Annotated in this window: 13 protein-coding genes; 9 read left to right on the top strand and 4 right to left on the bottom strand. The window is 36.1% G+C overall.

Features of this window, described 5'->3' with window-relative positions:
• Window positions 1-121: 121 nt before the first annotated feature.
• The 6 genes from SIB89_RS08635 to SIB89_RS08610 all read left to right on the top strand — a co-directional run bounded on the left by SIB89_RS08635 (window position 122) and on the right by SIB89_RS08610 (window position 9793).
• On the top strand, window positions 122-2965 hold the full coding sequence (locus SIB89_RS08635) for a WD40/YVTN/BNR-like repeat-containing protein (protein WP_412559471.1): 2844 nt from the start codon (window positions 122-124) through the stop codon (window positions 2963-2965).
• Between the two features lie 132 nt (window positions 2966-3097).
• Entirely contained in the window at window positions 3098-4333 is a 1236-nt protein-coding gene (locus tag SIB89_RS08630; RefSeq protein ID WP_412559470.1) for a hypothetical protein, read from the top strand.
• Window positions 4334-4432: 99 nt separating this feature from the next.
• Window positions 4433-5119: a succinate dehydrogenase cytochrome b subunit gene (locus SIB89_RS08625; RefSeq protein ID WP_273289306.1), complete on the top strand. Its 687-nt coding sequence runs from the start codon at window positions 4433-4435 to the stop codon at window positions 5117-5119.
• Between the two features lie 13 nt (window positions 5120-5132).
• Complete coding sequence (locus SIB89_RS08620) at window positions 5133-7130, top strand: fumarate reductase/succinate dehydrogenase flavoprotein subunit (protein WP_412559469.1); 1998 nt, start codon at window positions 5133-5135, stop codon at window positions 7128-7130.
• Window positions 7131-7139: 9 nt separating this feature from the next.
• A complete protein-coding gene (locus SIB89_RS08615; RefSeq protein ID WP_273289304.1) occupies window positions 7140-7886 on the top strand; it encodes a succinate dehydrogenase/fumarate reductase iron-sulfur subunit in 747 nt (248 codons plus the stop codon).
• A gap of 134 nt (window positions 7887-8020) precedes the next feature.
• Complete coding sequence (locus SIB89_RS08610; RefSeq protein WP_412559468.1) at window positions 8021-9793, top strand: MutS-related protein; 1773 nt, start codon at window positions 8021-8023, stop codon at window positions 9791-9793.
• A 159-nt stretch (window positions 9794-9952) separates the two neighbouring features.
• On the opposite strand, the gene rpmA is transcribed toward SIB89_RS08610, so the two are convergent.
• Together rpmA and rplU are read right to left on the bottom strand one after the other, a co-directional pair.
• Window positions 9953-10213 carry a 50S ribosomal protein L27 gene (rpmA, locus tag SIB89_RS08605; protein WP_155088992.1) on the bottom strand — a complete coding sequence of 87 codons (261 nt, stop codon included), beginning with the start codon at window positions 10211-10213 and terminating at the stop codon, window positions 9953-9955.
• Window positions 10214-10254: 41 nt separating this feature from the next.
• Complete coding sequence (gene rplU, locus SIB89_RS08600) at window positions 10255-10959, bottom strand: 50S ribosomal protein L21 (protein WP_412559467.1); 705 nt, start codon at window positions 10957-10959, stop codon at window positions 10255-10257.
• 297 nt (window positions 10960-11256) lie between these two features.
• On the opposite strand from rplU, the gene SIB89_RS08595 reads away from it, so the two are divergent.
• Both SIB89_RS08595 and SIB89_RS08590 read left to right on the top strand, forming a co-directional pair.
• On the top strand, window positions 11257-12576 hold the full coding sequence (locus SIB89_RS08595) for a M16 family metallopeptidase (protein ID WP_273289300.1): 1320 nt from the start codon (window positions 11257-11259) through the stop codon (window positions 12574-12576).
• A 19-nt stretch (window positions 12577-12595) separates the two neighbouring features.
• Complete coding sequence (locus SIB89_RS08590) at window positions 12596-14674, top strand: M16 family metallopeptidase (protein ID WP_412559466.1); 2079 nt, start codon at window positions 12596-12598, stop codon at window positions 14672-14674.
• A gap of 50 nt (window positions 14675-14724) precedes the next feature.
• Here the strand turns inward: SIB89_RS08590 and SIB89_RS08585 are convergent, their stop codons facing one another.
• Entirely contained in the window at window positions 14725-15603 is an 879-nt protein-coding gene (locus tag SIB89_RS08585) for a DMT family transporter (protein ID WP_412559465.1), read from the bottom strand.
• A 96-nt stretch (window positions 15604-15699) separates the two neighbouring features.
• On the opposite strand from SIB89_RS08585, the gene SIB89_RS08580 reads away from it, so the two are divergent.
• Window positions 15700-16212: a cation transporter gene (locus tag SIB89_RS08580; protein WP_412559464.1), complete on the top strand. Its 513-nt coding sequence runs from the start codon at window positions 15700-15702 to the stop codon at window positions 16210-16212.
• A 485-nt stretch (window positions 16213-16697) separates the two neighbouring features.
• Here SIB89_RS08580 and SIB89_RS08575 read toward each other — a convergent pair whose 3' ends face one another.
• Window positions 16698-18119 carry a DUF5689 domain-containing protein gene (locus SIB89_RS08575; RefSeq protein ID WP_412559463.1) on the bottom strand — a complete coding sequence of 474 codons (1422 nt, stop codon included), beginning with the start codon at window positions 18117-18119 and terminating at the stop codon, window positions 16698-16700.
• Between the last annotated feature and the right edge of the window lie 34 nt (window positions 18120-18153).

The following is an 18153-nucleotide window of genomic DNA, read 5'->3' as shown; positions in this document are numbered from 1 at the left end:
CAAAAATAAACAAACAAAAACGCAAGCCAAAGCAACTTGTGATAATCTGTTAAACTTTGTTATTAAATTTTGAGGACGAATGAAGATTGGTTAATTTTCGTTCACTTTAAAACTAACCAACATGTCAAACACAAAATTCCTTTCCATTGTATTTTTTGTGAGCTCACTTTTTGTAAGTGCTCAGCAACCGTCAACCTCTGCCGAAACCGTAAAACAGGCTTTAGAACACAAGCAGAAGATGACACAATCGTCATTGGTAAAAAACGTCCCTTTTGAAAATATTGGACCAACCATTATGAGTGGTCGTGTGGTAGATGTGGATGTGAATCCAGAGAGGCCGTCTGAGTTTTATGTCGGTTATGCGTCAGGTGGAGTTTGGCATACCACTAACAACGGTACAACTTTCACTCCGATTTTGGATAATGCTGCCACACAAAATGTAGGTGATATTGCTGTCGATTGGAAAAACAGAACCATTTGGGTTGGGACAGGTGAAAACAACAGTTCGCGATCGAGCTACGCAGGTATAGGTATTTTGAAATCGTCTGATAACGGTAAAACCTGGGAACATCTTGGGTTAGACGACTCGCATCATATCGGTCGAATTTTAATTAACCCAAATAATCCAAACGAAGTGATTATTGGTGTTACAGGTCATCTGTATTCACCAAACGAAGAACGAGGCATTTACAAAACCACTGATGGAGGACAAACCTGGAACAAAACCTTGTTTGTAGATAACATGAGCGGTATCATTGACGTGCAACACGCACCAGATAATTTTGATGTGATGTTTGCAGCCTCTTGGACAAGAGATCGTAAAGCATGGAATTTTACAGGAAGCGGAAATAATTCAGCCATTTATAAAAGTACAGATGGAGGAGATACTTGGGAGAAAATTTCAACAAAAAATAGTGGATTTCCAACAGGTGAAGGTGTGGGTAGAATTGGACTTGCCGTGTTTGATGAAAACACCGTTTATGCGTTGCATGATAGTCAATTTCACAGAGAAGACGATGCGGAAAAAAGCGAGTCTTCAGGCTTAACAAAAGATGATTTTAAGACCATGTCCACCAAAGACTTTTTGGCATTAGAGGACAAAAAATTAAACGCCTTTTTAAAGACCAATGGTTTTCAGGAAAAATACAGAGCTGAGAACGTCAAGCAAATGGTGCGTTCTGGTAATGTGAAGCCTATAGATTTAGCCAAGTATTTAGAAGACGCTAATGCTATGTTGTTTGATACTCCTGTGATTGGAGCTGAGGTTTATAAAAGTACAGACGGTGGAAAATCATGGAAAAAAACGCATGAAGACTATATCGATGGACTCTATTACAGTTATGGCTATTATTTTGGAGAAATTAGAGTAGATCCACAAGATAAGAACGGCATCTACATTATGGGAGTGCCTATTTTGAAATCTAAGGATGCCGGAAAAAGTTTTACATCAATAGGTCGTGAAAATGTCCATGCAGATCATCAGGCACTTTGGGTCAACCCTAAAATGCAAGGTCATCTTATCAATGGAAATGATGGTGGATTGAATATGAGTTACGACGATGGTGAAAGTTGGATAAAGCTGAATTCGCCATCAGTTGGTCAGTTTTATGCCATCAATGTCGATAACGAAAAACCGTACAATGTGTATGGTGGTTTACAGGATAACGGTGTTTGGGTAGGAGCCAACAATGCGAGAGAAGATAAAAGCTGGCATCAAAGAGGTCAATATCCTTGGGAAGGCATCATGGGAGGAGATGGTATGCAAATTCAGATAGATAATAGAAATTCGGATATAGTCTATACAGGTTACCAGTTCGGAAATTACTTTAGAATCAATCGCGAAACAGGCGAACGTAAATACATTCAGCCAAAACATACCTTAGGAGAAAATCCGTACCGCTTTAATTGGCAAACGCCAATTTTGCTGTCACCTCACAATCAGGATATTTTGTATTTGGGTGGCAACAAGTTGATGCGTTCTATGAACCAAGGTAACGATTGGGAAGCTATTAGTGACGATTTAACCAACGGAGGTAAAAAAGGCAATGTGGCTTATGGTACTTTGACAACAATTTCCGAGAGTCCATTTCAATTTGGCTTGATTTACGCAGGGAGTGACGATGGAGTTTTAAGTGTCACCAAAAATGCAGGAGGTAGTTGGACGAAAATTTCCAATTCCTTTCCAAAAGATTTATGGGTGAGCAGAGTCGTTGCGTCTCAACATAAAAAGGAACGCGTGTACGTTACTTTAAATGGTTACCGATGGGATGACTTTAAAGTATATGCGTATATGAGTGATGATTACGGACAGACTTGGAAAGACATCAGCGGAAATATTCCGGCTTCTCCAGTCAATGTGATTAAGGAAGACCCAAAGAATGAAAATATGCTGTACTTAGGAACAGATAACGGAGCTTATGTGTCATTTAATATGGGACAATCTTGGGAAGTGTTTTCAAAAGGATTACCAAATGTCGCTGTTCACGATATGGTTGTTCAACCTGAAGCCAAGGATTTATTGTTGGGTACACATGGACGCAGTATTTATAAAGCGGATATTGCGGGATTACAGCAACTGGATTCAGATATGCAGTCAAAAGGAATCACTATGTTTAACTTAAGTCCTGTTCGTTCTTCAAGACGTTGGGGAAGTTCGTTCAGCCAATGGTCAGATGCCTATGAGCCAGAGAAAACCATTCAGTTTTATAGCAATGCATCAGGTAAAAAAACCATTAAAATTTTGTCTGAAAAAGGGACAGAGCTCAATAGCATGACAGTTGATGCTGACAAGGGATTCAACTATGTGGATTACAATCTAGAACTCACAGAAAAAGGCAAAAAAGCCTTAATGAAAGAAAATACAAGTGTAGATATTTCAAAAGCTGGCAATGGGAAATATTATTTGCCAAAAGGCGTATATACGGTACAAATAGATAACGCGAAAACCAAGTTGGAGATAAAATAAAAGACTAAACTTTAAAGACTTTAGAATGATTACAAATTAGAGAACCTTAATGTTAAACTGAACTAAAAGCGTGGGTGTAACGTTAAAGTTCGAGGTAAATTTGCCGAAACTAAACTAAACCATCGCTAAATAATGCTAAAGTCCTCCACTTTATTAGTATCACTATTTTTATTTTTTAACCTAATCGCACAGAACGATTCTACTGAGCAACTTAAAATTTTTTTAGATTGTAATGTTTGTGATCAGACTTATTTAAGGCAGAACTTAGGTAATGTTCAGTTTGTAAGAGATCAAGGGCTTAGTGATGTACACTTATTTTTTGTGACACAGCGCAATGGTAGTGGTGGAAGAAGTTATGATGTTGAGTTTATTGGGAAAAAAGAATTTGAAGCCATTAATTATAAACTCAGTTTTTCTACAGACTCCAATATGACACGAGATGATGAAAGACGAAAGATTTTAGAAAATCTTAAGCTTGGATTGGTGCGCTTTTGGATTGCAAAAGGAACTACAGATGAGGTGACAATCAATGTACCAACGCCAGAGAATGAAGAAGAAAAAGTTGAGGAAAAAGACCCGTGGAATTATTGGGTATTTAGGCTTGGTGCTAGAGGTTTTTTTAACGGTCAGGAAACTAATAATTCCAGTAATTTAAACTTTAGTGTTTCGGCAAGACGTGTTACAGCAAAGAATAAGTTTTCTTTTAGACTAGGGTTTAGCGAAAACAAATCTACGTTTACATTCGATGGTGAAGATATCGTCGCTATTAACAATAGCAAGAACTTAAACGTTAGTGATGTAGTAAGTATTACTGAACATTGGTCTGCTGGTGTTTTTGGTAGTATAGGGACATCTACATTTAGTAATTATGAACTGTTTTGGAGATTAAGGCCCGCAATAGAATATAATTTCTTTAAATATTCAGAATCTGCAAAAAAGCAGTTGATCTTATCGTATCGAAATGGGTTAGTTTACAATGACTATATAGAACGTTCTGTATTTGCTGAAGAGGAAGAAACACTTTTTCAGCATTCATTATTACTTGGAACTAGTTTTAGACAGGAATGGGGAAATATAAATGCTGAAGCGTCTTTCAATCAATTTTTGCATGATACAAGTTTAAAGTCCTATGGTTTTTTTCTAGGTGCAAATATTAGAGTTTTTAAAGGCTTTAATTTTAATGTAAGTGGTAATTATCGAATTACCAGAGACCAAATCAACCTTCCTGCCGGAGATGTATCTTTGGAAGAGTTATTATTGCAACAACAGCAACTACAATCGGGTTATAATTATTTTGTAAGTGTTGGATTTAGTTATCAGTTTGGTTCTATTTACAATTCCATTGTTAACCCAAGATTCAATTTTTAGATTAAAATCATTCTAAATAATTAATTATACTATAGCGCAGTTGGGAATAACCCGTTTGCGCTGTATCTTTGTAACTCTAATTAGTTAACTAAAATTATAATGAGCGGAATTCTAAATTCTACGATTGGAAGAAAGTTTGCCATGGCACTTTCGGCACTCTTCCTAATGATTTTTTTACTTCAACATTTTGCAATTAATATTCTGTCTGTTTTCAGTGAAGATCTTTTTAATGAAGCTTCTCACTTTATGGGGACGTTTTGGGCTGTGCAATTCGTTTTACAACCTATTTTAATTTTCGGTGTTATTTTTCACTTTATTATGGGATTTGTTTTAGAGTATAAAAACAATAAAGCCAGACAAAAGAGTTACAAAAGAAATAACGGGAATGCTAATTCTACTTGGATGAGTAGAAACATGCTACTCTCTGGAGCGGTTATACTAGCGTTCTTGGTATTGCATTTTATAGATTTTTGGGCTCCAGAAATTAACATTAAATATTTTAAAGGAGATATGAGCGGTCTGTTAGATCCAGATAATGTAAATAGTGGCTTTAGATATTATGAAGAACTTGTACACAAATTTGAAAACCCATTGCGTGTTGGAGCCTATGTATTAGCTTTTGTGTTATTGAGTTTACATTTATTACATGGATTTAGTTCAGCTTTTCAATCTATTGGTGCAAATAGCATCTATAAGAAAAGTATGAAAGGCTTAGCTCAGGTGTATGCAATTGGATTGCCATTAGGTTTTATTTTCATTGCATTGTACCATCATTTTAACCACTAAAATAATAGCTGATATGGCTTTAGATTCTAAAATACCAAAAGGCCCACTTTCAGAAAAGTGGACCAATCATAAAAACAACATCAATCTTGTTAATCCTGCAAACAAACGTAACATTGATGTTATAGTAGTTGGAACAGGTTTAGCCGGTGGCTCTGCTGCTGCAACGTTAGCGGAATTGGGTTACAATGTTAAAGCATTTTGCTTTCAAGATTCTCCACGTCGTGCGCACTCAATTGCAGCTCAAGGTGGAATTAACGCAGCAAAGAATTATCAAGGAGATGGAGATTCAACCTACCGTTTATTTTACGATACCGTAAAAGGTGGTGATTATCGTTCTAGAGAGGCAAACGTGTATCGCTTAGCTGAGGTTTCTGCAAATATTATTGACCAATGTGTGGCGCAAGGTGTGCCTTTTGCCCGTGAATATGGTGGATTATTGGATAACCGTTCGTTTGGTGGTGTACTGGTATCACGTACATTTTATGCGGCAGGACAAACTGGTCAGCAGTTATTGTTGGGTGCCTATTCTGCAATGAATCGTCAGATTGGTCGAGGTAAAATTAAAATGTACAATCGCCACGAAATGTTGGATGTGGTTATGGTTGACGGAAAAGCAAGAGGAATAATTGCCCGCGATTTGGTTTCCGGTAAAATTGAAAGACATTCGGCTCATGCTGTAGTGTTAGGTACTGGAGGCTATGGAAATGTATTTTTCCTTTCAACTAATGCGATGGGAAGTAACGTAACCGCAGCTTGGAAAGCTCACAAAAGGGGAGCTTACTTCGCCAACCCTTGCTATACTCAGATCCACCCAACTTGTATTCCGGTTTCTGGAGAACATCAGTCTAAATTAACTTTGATGTCTGAATCACTTCGTAATGACGGACGAATTTGGGTACCAAAAAAGAAAGAAGATGCTGAAGCTATTAGAGAAGGGAAATTAAAACCTACCGAATTAGCTGAAGACGATAGAGATTACTATTTAGAGCGTCGTTATCCTGCCTTTGGAAACCTTGTGCCTCGTGATGTGGCATCGCGTGCTGCAAAGGAGCGTTGTGATGCTGGTTATGGTGTAAATAAAACTGGTGAAGCTGTTTATTTAGATTTTGCTTCAGCATTTATGCGCTATGGAAAAGAGCAAGCACACGTTAAAGGTTTGGATGAAAATGACGATGCTCTGGTAAAGAAGTTAGGTCAGGAAGTTGTAAGGAAAAAGTATGGAAATTTATTTCAGATGTACGAGAAAATTGTAGATCAGAATCCGTATGAAACTCCAATGATGATTTATCCTGCGGTACATTACACAATGGGAGGACTTTGGGTTGACTATAACTTACAGACTACTATACCAGGATTGTACTGTATTGGTGAAGCTAATTTCTCTGATCACGGAGCCAACAGACTTGGCGCTTCAGCGTTAATGCAAGGATTGGCAGATGGTTATTTTGTATTACCTTATACTATTGGTGACTACCTGTCTAATGATATTAGAACTGGTGAAATTCCAACCGATACCAAAGAATTTGATGACGCTCAAAAAAGAGTTGAGGACAATATAAACCATCTCATAAATAATAACGGTAAACATTCTGTAGATCATTTCCACAAACGTTTAGGAAAGATTATGTGGAATAAATGTGGAATGGCACGTAATGCCGAAGATTTAAAATCGGCAATATCAGAAATTTCTCAATTAAGAGAAGAATTCTGGAAAGATGTTCTTGTACCAGGAACTGCAGATGAATTTAACGAAGAACTTGCAAAAGCGGGTCGTGTTGCAGATTTCTTAGAATTAGGTGAATTGTTTGCTAAAGATGCATTGCAACGCGAAGAGTCTGCTGGAGGCCACTTTAGGGAAGAATACCAAACTGAAGAAGGAGAAGCGATGCGTAGAAAAGAATTTCAATACGTATCAGCTTGGGAATATAAAGGAGAACCAAAAGATGCAGTACTTCATAAAGAAGACTTGCAGTATGAAAATATAGAGGTTAAAGAAAGAAGTTATAAATAAGAGGATAATATGAATCTTACACTCAAAATATGGCGTCAAAATAACGCTAATGACAAAGGAAAAATGGTTGATTATAAAATCAATGATGTATCGCCAGATATGTCTTTCCTTGAAATGTTAGATGTGTTAAATAACGAACTAATTACCAAGGGCGAAACACCAGTTGCATTCGATCACGACTGTAGAGAGGGCATTTGTGGCTCTTGCTCACTATTTATTAATGGTCGACCTCACGGTCCTGACAGATATATTACGACGTGTCAGTTACACATGAGGTCTTTTAACGATGGTGACACAATAACCATTGAACCATTTAGAGCTACGGCATTTCCTGTGATAAAGGATCTTATTGTAGATAGGAGCTCTTTTGATAAAGTACAGCATGCAGGAGGGTTTATTTCTGTTAATACCTCTGGTAATACAATTGATGCCAATGCGATTCCTGTTAACAAACACGATGCGGACGATGCCTTTAGTGCTGCAACCTGCATTGGATGTGGTGCATGTGTGGCAGCTTGTAAAAATGCTTCGGCAATGCTATTTGTTGGCGCTAAGGTTTCTCAATTTGCATTGTTACCTCAAGGTCGTATAGAAGCAACAGATCGTGTGTTGAACATGGTAAAGCAAATGGACGAAGAAGGTTTTGGTAACTGTACCAATACCGGAGCTTGTGAAGTAGAGTGTCCTAAAGGAATTTCCTTGGAAAATATTGCACGTATGAACCGAGAGTATCTTTCCGCTACTGTGAAAAAATAATATCGTTCAGAACTGTCGGACTAAACTGAGCAACGCCAAAGCGAAACTGTCTGCCGAAAGTTAGTGATCTTGAAAAAATATGAACTCCCAAGGTAAAATCTTATCTTGGGATTTTATTTTGAACCCAATCTTAAATGCAAAACCCAAACCAATTTTATAAGACTCAGTCAGAGAAGCACAAAGCAGAATCAAAACGCATTTATAAACAGATGGGTTTGTTAAGCACACTTAGACTTTTGGTTTTCGGATTAACAGCATTCGGAGTTTATATGTTGTTTCAGAAGTGGCAAATAGCTATAGTAATTGCAGCTGTAGGCTCAGCCATCTTTTTATTTTTACTGTCTAGATATACAGATTTAAAAGCACAGCGAGCACTGCATAAACGTCTCGCAATTATGAATGAAGACGAACTTAAAATTGCTGCAGGTAATTTTCACGCTAGGGCAGACGGCAAAATGTTTCAAAATCCTAAGCATTATTATAGTTTAGATATCGATTTATTTGGGAGAGGCTCTTTCTTTCAGTTTATTAATAGAACAACTATAAAAGAAGGCACACAATCGCTTGTAAATTGCTTGTTGGCTAATGATATCTCTAATATTAAAGCAAGGCAAGACGCCATAAAAGAATTGGCCGAAGAGCCAGAATGGCGACAATACTATTCTGGTGTGGCGCAAGGTGTTGAGGTAGAATATTCAGCAAAATCTATCATTACATGGTTGAAAGACTATAAGCCTTTTTTAAGCTCTACCATTTACTGGTTTACTATCGCTTTTAGTGTAGCTTCTTTAGCAATTTTGGTCTTAGGTATCACCGAAGTTATCCCAATAGAATATGTGGGTTATTGGTTGCTTTTAGGTTTGGCAATTACAGGGCGATTTTTAAAGAAAATAAATGCGGTGGCCCAAAACACCGAACGTACCAAAGACACGTTTAGGCAATATGCACTATTGCTCAATCAGATTGAACAAAAAGAATTTCAGTCGGATTTACTAAAGCAAAAACAAGAAAAAATACAGTCCGAAGGGTTGAAAGCCTCTCAGATATTTTCAAAATTTTCAAAAGCTTTAGATGCATTAGACAATAGAAACAATTTTATTTCTGCTATTTTTGGGAATGGTTATTTGCTTTGGGACATAAGGCAAACCTATCATGTAGAGCAATGGATAAGTCACTATGCAGATAAAGTAGAAGATTGGTTTGATGTCGTCACGTTTTTTGATGCCTATAATACTTTAGGAAACTATGCTTTTAATCATCAAGGCTTCACCTATCCTGAAATTACTTCAGAAAGTATAACCATTAACGCTAAAGATTTAGGACATCCATTGTTAAATCCTGAAAAGCGTATTGATAGTGATTTAGAGTTGCAGGAAGAGCAATTTTTCATTGTTACAGGCGCGAATATGGCTGGCAAGAGTACCTTTCTTAGAACGGTTGCGCTACATATCGTAATGGCAAATGTAGGATTGCCTGTTTGTGCAAAAGAAAGTAAATACAAGCCGATTAAACTTATTACGAGCATGCGCACTACGGATTCCTTAACGGATGATAGCTCGTACTTCTTTAGTGAGTTAACACGATTAAAATTTATAGTTGATACGATTGCTGAAGACAAGAATTATTTTGTGATTTTAGATGAAATCCTAAAAGGAACAAATAGTACAGACAAAGCTATTGGCTCAAGAAAATTTGTAGAAAAGTTAGTAAAGCAAAATGCCACAGGAATTATTGCCACACACGATTTAAGCCTTACAGAAATTGAAGCCGAATTAGAAGCCGTAAAAAACTACTATTTTGATGCAGAAATCAAAAACGACGAACTCTTTTTTGATTACAAGCTTAAGAAAGGTGTTTGCCAAAATATGAATGCTAGTTTTCTGTTGAAAAAGATGGAAATAGTGTAAAATGTTTTCTATAGTGTCACACTGAGCGCAGTCGAAGTGTAATAACAGAGTTTCTAACTATAATCTCTATGGAAGATTTTTACTTCGTATTTAATGATAACAAAAAACCCTCTCTGTTTCCAGAAAGGGTTTTTAAAATATGTATTAAGAAGTTATGTCTTAAGCCTCAAATGGTGCTATAGAAACATAAGACTTATTGTCTTTCTTCTTAGTAAATTGTACAAGGCCATCAACTTTAGCATGTAAAGTGTGGTCTTTTCCTTGATAAACGTTTTCACCTGGGTGATGTGTATTACCTCTTTGTCTTACGATGATGTTCCCAGCAACAGCAGCTTGTCCACCAAATATCTTAACACCTAAGCGTTTCGATTCTGATTCTCTACCGTTTTTAGAACTACCAACTCCTTTTTTATGAGCCATTGTCTTAAGGTTTTATTTTGTTAATATTAAAGGATGAAAATTTATTTTCTTCCTCCGTCTAAATTATCTTGTAATTCTTTAAGCTCGTCCCATTTTCCATCAGCAGCTAATTTAGCTTGTTGTGGCCATGTATTAGCTACTAAATGTGCTAATCTAGAACTTGCTTCAGCCAAAATTGCTTCAATGTCTTCTGGCTTAGCTTTTGCTACTTTCGCAAAAGTATCTAATCCAGCATTAACCATAGCTTCAGCAGCCTTTGGTCCAACACCTTCAATTTTCTTTAAATCATCAGCTTTACCTGTTGCTTTCTTTGCAGCTGGTTTAGCTTTTGGCGCTGCCTTCTTAACTTCTGTCTTAGCAGCAGCTTTAGGTTCAGCTTTCTTTGTTTCTTTCTTCGGTGCAGCTTTTTCAGCTTTCTTAGCTGGTTTAGCTCCAGAAGCAGTAATGCCTTCAATTACGATTTCGGTTAAGGCTTGTCTGTGACCATTTTTTACACGGTAACCTTTACGTCTTTTCTTTTTGAAAACGATTACTTTGTCACCTTTAAGGTGCTTTAAGACTTTAGCACTTACTTGTGCTCCGTCTATAGCTGGGGCGCCTAAAGTAGTTTTGTCACCATCACCTATTAAAAGAACGTTATCGAAAGAAACTTTCTTGCCTTCTTCAGTAGATAAACGGTTAACAAAAACTTTTTGGTCTTTTGCAACTTTAAATTGCTGCCCTGCTATCTCTACAATTGCGTACATAGCGTAACGTTTTTATTAATTTGTTTAAAATTATAAGCTTCCTTCTCAGAAAGCGGATGCAAATATAATTCTAAATTCTTAATCTACAAACGTTTTCAGGCTTTTTGAACTCTTTTAGGAATAGGATTTTGATATCTCAATAAAATGAGTTAGAATTTTACAGGATTAAATAGAGTTTTTGTACTTTATTATGTTAAAAAGTGGAATCATTCCTTATTTTTGTAGGGCTTTGTGTAACGATGTAAACTTAACATAGACAAACACTAAAAACAATTTAAACACTAAACACATTTAATAATGAAAAAAAGCTTTTTTACTCTAGCGCTCTTGTTGTTAGTTGGTTTTCACTCCAACGCGCAACAGGTAGAATTTGAAGAGTACGATTTAGATAATGGTATGCACGTTATCTTGCACCAAGACAATTCGGCTCCTGTAGTAACAGTATCTGTAATGTACCATGTTGGTGCAAAAGACGAAGACCCAGAACGCACAGGATTTGCTCACTTTTTTGAACATCTTTTATTTGAAGGTACGGAGAATATTCCACGCGGAGAATGGTTTAACATTGTAACGTCTAATGGAGGAAGCAATAACGCCAATACTACTGACGACAGAACTTACTATTATGAAGTGTTTCCTTCTAATAGTGTAGAACTAGGTCTTTGGATGGAGTCTGAGCGTCTTTTACACCCAGTTATCAATCAGATAGGTGTAGATACGCAAAATGAAGTAGTAAAGGAAGAAAAAAGACTTCGTGTAGATAATCAACCTTATGGAAACATATTGGCTGAGATTAAAAAGCGCATGTTTAAAGTACATCCTTATAAAGGGACTACAATTGGTGAGATGGAGCATTTAGATGCTGCTACCTTAGAAGAATTCCAAGCATTTAATAAAAAATACTATGTACCAAACAACGCTGTTTTAGTAGTTGCTGGTGATATTGACAAAGCTGAGGTAAAGAAAATGGTTCAGGATTATTTTGGCCCAATTCCAAGAGGTGAGGATATTGAAAGAAACTTCCCTAAAGAAGAGCCAATCACTGAATCTATGAGAGATAAGGCTTACGATCCTAATATTCAAATTCCGGCTGTAATTGCAGCATACAGAACTCCTTCTTTTAAAGATAGGGATTCTTATGTGTTAAATATGATTTCTCAATATTTAAGCGGTGGTAAAAGCTCAGTCTTATACAAGAAGATGGTAGATGAGCAAAAGCAAGCTTTACAGGTACAAGCAGTAAACATAAGCCAAGAAGACTACGGTATGTACGCTTTGTTTGGTTTACCGCTAGGTGATGTATCATTGGATACTTTAATTACAGAAATGGATGAAGAAATCGCTAAGATTCAGACAGATTTAATTTCTGAGCGCGATTATCAAAAGCTTCAAAATCAATTTGAAAATCAATTTGTAAACTCTAACTCGAGTGTAGCAGGAATTGCCAATTCATTGGCACGTTACTATATGTTGTATGATGACGTAAATTTAATCAATAACGAAATTGATATCTATCGTTCCATCACCAGAGAAGAAATGAGAGACGTTGCCAAGAAGTATTTAAATCCTAATCAGCGTTTAATACTAGAGTATTTACCTAAGAAAGATGATCAATAAAATAAAAATGAATAGTAACATGAAAACTAAAATATCAGCATTTATTGTATTGTTTTTAATGGCAGTAGGTGTAAATGCACAAATAGACAGATCTAAGCAACCTGAGCCAGGTCCAGCTCCTAAAATAACATTAGAGAAGCCAGGTGAGTTTAAGTTAGATAACGGGATTGAGGTCCTTGTTGTAGAAAACCATAAATTACCTAGAGTATCTTATTCTTTAACCATAGATAACAAACCGATTAGGGAAGGTGAAAAAGCAGGTGTCTCTAGTATCCTCGCTGCCATGTTAGGTAATGGAACAACTAATATTCCTAAAGATGAATTTAATGAAGAAATTGACTTCTTGGGAGCGAGTTTAGGCTTTGGTGCTCAAGGAGCTTTTGCAAGTTCATTATCTAAATATTCTGACAGAATCATTGAATTAATGGCTGATGCGGCAATTAATCCATTATTGACTAAAGAGGAATTCGAAAAAGAGAAAGAGAAGCTTATTGAAAATTTAAAGTCTCAAGAAAAGAGCGTAGATGCTGTTGCTGGTAGAGTTGGTGGCGCATTATCTTATGGGGCAAATCATCCAAGAGGTGAATTTGTTACAGAAGAAACGGTTAACAATATTGAGTTTGGAGATGTATTGGCATTTTACGAAAAGTATTTCAACCCTAACAATGCTTACTTAGTTGTTGTTGGTGATGTTGAGATCGGTAATGTAGAAAGACAGATTAAAAATCATTTTGGGAAATGGGAAAAATCAGCTGGTGTAGATATTACTATTCCAGAGCCAAAAGCCAATGCTCAGTACACGCAAATTAATTTTGTGGATATGCCAAACGCAGTACAATCTAACATCTCTTTGACGAACAATGTTGATTTTAAAATGAATGATGAGGATTACCATTCAGTTTTAATTGCCAACAAGATTTTAGGTGGTGGTTTCGGTAGTTATTTAAACATGAATCTACGTGAAGAACACGGCTATACCTATGGTGCACGTTCTAGCATTGGAACCAGCAGATGGAACGCTTCTCGTTTTACGGCTGGTGCTGCGGTAAGAAACGCAGTTACGGATAGTGCTGTTGTGGAAACGCTTAAGGAAATCAACCGTATTAAAACTGAGCCTGTAGATTCTGAAGATCTAGCTAATGCAAAAGCTAAGTATGTAGGTGATTTTGTATTGGCATTAGAGCGTCCGCAAACAATTGCTAATTATGCTTTAAACATTAAATTAAATGACTTACCAGAAGATTTCTACACCACTTATTTAGAGAAAATAAATGCGGTGACTAAGGATGATGTAATGCGCGTAGCAAATAAGCATTTTAAGACAGAAAATGCGCGTATAATTGTAGTTGGTAAAGGAAGTGAAGTATTAGAGAATCTTGAAAAAACAGGAATTCCAATCAAGTATTATGATAAATATGCTAAACCTACTGACAAGCCTGTATATTCTAAACCATTACCAGAAGGTTTAACGGCAGAATCTGTTGTAAAGACATATGTAGATGCCGTTGGAGGTGAAGAAAACCTTAGAAGTGTAAATTCGACTTTGACAACTGCAGATGTAACTATTCAAGGAGCGCCATTTAAGCCTATAGCAATATTGAAGCAAATGTCTCCGAATAAGTTTTCTATGGAAATGATTGTTGAAGGTATGGGTACCGTAATGAAGCAAAATTTTGATGGTGAAACTGGTTATATGGAACAACAAGGGAGAAAAATTCCTATGGACGAAAAAGATATCGCGTCTAGAAAGTCCGAAAAAGGTTTGTTCCCAGAATTATTTATGGAATCATCTACCTTAACTTTAGATAGTAAAACTACTATTGATGGCACAGATGTTTACAAAATAAAGGTAACTAAAGACGGTAAAGAGTCATTTAGATACTATGACGTTGAGACAGGCTATTTATTAAGAGCAGAAGAAACTAACGAAACTGCTGGGCAATCTGTAACGACTGTTACCGATTACTCTAATTACAAAGAAGTAAACGGTGTTATGATGCCTTACACTTGGAAAATAGCAACAGGGCCTCAAGTTCTTAACTTAGAAGTTACTGAGATTAAAGTAAATGAAGGCGTAACAGCAGAAGATTTTAATTAAAACCTTTAATTTTTATAAAATTAAAACCGAAGTGAAAGCTTCGGTTTTTTTTATGCTTTGCGTTTATGTGATAAATACACGCCAACTAAGATCAACAATGAAGCCATAGCTTGGATTAAACTAAAAGCTTCACCATCCAAAACTCCCCAGATTAAAGCTATAAGGGGCATAATATACGTAACAGAGGATGCAAAAACAGGGGTAGAAATCTGAACCAATTTATTAAAGACCACTTTGGCTAAAGCGGTACCAAATACAGATAAAATAATAACATACAATAAAGCACTCGGTAAATCAGGATTGTTAAGTCGTTCAGATGAGAAGAAATCTGTAAATAATAGTATGACTAACGCAGGAATAACAATAAAAATGTAATTACCAGCCGCGATTGCTAAAGGTTTTACATCCTGTAAATAACGTTTTATAATATTTACGTTAGCACCATACATCAAAGTTGAGGCAATCACAAAACCAGCATATAAATAGTTTTGATTTGGGTTGAGTTCAGATCCTTTCATAATTAAAATGGAAGTACCTATAAAACCAATAATGACACCTAAAACCTGTCGTTTTGTTGAGGCGATTTTAAAGACTGCAAAACCCAATAATATGGTGTTTAGTGGCACGAGAGAATTTAAGATGGATGCCACAGCACTATCTATTTCTGTTTCTGCAATCGCAAAGAAGAAAGCAGGAAAGAAAGAGCCTAAGAATCCTGAGATGCATAACCATTTCCATTTAGATTTTGGGATGTCTTTTAATTGAGAATAGCCGAAAGCCAAAAGGATTATTCCCGTAATAATAGTTCTCAAAGCTCCAAGCTGATAAGGAGTCAGTCCTAATAAAGATTTCTTAATTAATATGAACGAGCTCCCCCAAATTATGGAAAGAATTATAAGATAAATCCACTTAACGTTAGGGTTTTTCATACTAAGGCTTTGTAAAAGAATCACAAAATTCGTTAATTCTTATGTAAGAAACACCAATATTTATTAGTTTTAGCCAAAATTTAATAGTTTAAATCTATGAACACATTAAAGAGTATATGTATCATCGCAGTTATGACTTTGGTTTTTACATCATGTAAAAATGAGACTCAACCAGAAGTTAAGACTGTAGATGTAGAAGTTACCAATAAAGATGTTTCCAAAACCCTAGACCCTAATGCTACTTATGCCAAAGTAGAATTTAGTATCGATGGTATGACCTGCGCTATGGGTTGCGCAAAGACCATTGAGAAAAAGATGGCAAAAATGGAGGGAGTAAAATCTGCAAAAGTAGATTTTGATAAGCGTTTGGCTATGGTTGAGTTTGATGAGGCCAAAGTGACACCAAAATCCCTTGAAGATGCAGTGACTGGCGTTGCTGAAATTTACAAGGTGAAAGATTTAAAATTAGTAGATGATTTTGGAAAAGAGAAAACGTGTAAAGCGGACTGTAAAATGGAATGTTGTACAGGTGATGCAAAAAAAGATAAAGCTGTTTGCATGAAAGATTGTAAAAAAGCATGTTGCTCTGAAGAGAAGAAATCAGAATAAGATTATAATAGAAATATAATTTAGAAACGCTATCCAGTTGGGTAGCGTTTTTTTATTGTACCTGCAGTAAAACAAAAGCAATTAGTAAACATCCTATAGGAAGAAACCATAGCAGGAATATAGAAATTGACTTCGCTTTTAATTTAGCATTGAGAACATTCCTTTTTTTTCCATTATACCGCATCCAGTTCTTAAAGATTATAAATAAGGAAACGATACCCAGTAGTATCCAGAATTTAGTTGAAGCGATAGTTAAGACCCTCATCTGACTGGCAAAGGCCTTAAAAAAAGCAGCTAAAGCGAATAAAATAGAAAGCTCTAGCAAATTAATATACAATAATGCCAACGTAAGACTCCGTTTGCCTAAGGTCTTTTTGTAGTAGTTAAACACGGAAATATAGTAGTGATCTAACATAAGCTTATCTATAAATAAAAAGCCACACCTTAAACTCTTAAGATGTGGCTCAATATAAAATTATTTAATTTTAGTTGCCAGTAACAACAACATTATCTAAATGATATCTTGTCGTCGCACTAGGATCAGAACCTTCATAGAAGAATCCGATAACTGCGTTACCATCTACACAAGAAATATTGATAGGGCCAACAGTTTCAAAGTTACCAAAGGTACTTGCCGGACCAACAGGAATTGTTGCGTCTAAGATAGACCATGTTGCTGTTGTTGGGTCACCTGCATAATCTGTAGACACCCAGGCTGTTAAGTTAGTGCCGTTATCAAAGTTAGCTTGTATATCAAAAGATAATTCTTCACCTGTAGTAGCATCCATGTTAATAGCAGGAGTAACCAACCATACATCAGCTTCGTCATTATCTGAGTTAAATGCAGAAATACGAGAATAGAAGTTACCACTAAAACTACTGATAAACCAATCCGTATCAGTACCACTGATATTGATATTATCCCATCCTTCAGAATCATAGGTTCCGAAACCTTCAAAGTCTTCCGCGAAAATTGCAGAACCTCCACCAGAAGCGCCTGTACATTCTAAAAAGTCTGGGTCGCAACGGTCTGTGCTATCAAAGTTGATATCTTCTGGAGTGTTTACGACAACGTTAAATACTTCACCAAAGAAATCCTTAGTTAAAATAGCACTCATACTTCCTCTTCCGGAAGGTAATGTAAGTCCTTTAAAATCTGCGAAGGTACTTGTACTAAAAATTACAGACGCAGAAGTTGCACAACTTTCTAAAGTTCGCTCACCATCAAATTGATCTGATTCTTCTGATGCAAAAGATTGTGGGTTATCTCCAGTAGCCTGATTTCTGTTGAATTGCACATCTTGTAGCTGAATAAATAAATTTGTTTTATCGTCGCTAAAATCTATAAAAGCTAAAGGAAGCGGGACTAAGTCCATCTTCTCTGCCGATCTAAAAATAACATCATTTTCTGATGCAGATGGCACTTTATCAACCTCATTTCCATTTAGCGCCCCAAGAGTTAAAACACCATTTGTAATACCGACAGCAAGACCATTTAATTTAACATAAATCTTTCTACCTTGCTCATAACGAACAAATAACGGATTTACATCAATTAATAATTTGATACCAATGGTTGGGTTTTCAAAATTATCTTGAATGATAATCTCCTCAAAGAAATTTCCACCTTCATCTGTTGAAACAACATAACCTTCCATAAACAAATCATTTTCATTAAATGTATAAGAATATGTGGTGTCTTCATCAGAATAGTCTAAAGAACTGTTTCCTTGCGCTTGAGCTAATTCACCAGCTAATGCACTAATCTGTACTTTAGTACTATCAGGAATATTAGGTTCGTTTATTGTTGTGTCTGGTGTGCTAAATTCGTCATCCTCAACACAGCCATTAAATACTACTAAGCCTATAAGTAATAGTATTATTTTGTTAATTTTTAAAGTTTTCATTTTTTGTATTTTATTTTGTTCTAACATAGCTTTT

The sequence above is a fragment of the Winogradskyella sp. MIT101101 genome, assembly GCF_047126865.1.
GTDB lineage: Bacteria > Bacteroidota > Bacteroidia > Flavobacteriales > Flavobacteriaceae > Winogradskyella > Winogradskyella ouciana.
Note: the sequence above shows the minus strand (reverse complement) of the source record. Positions and strands in the feature narration are given on the sequence as shown.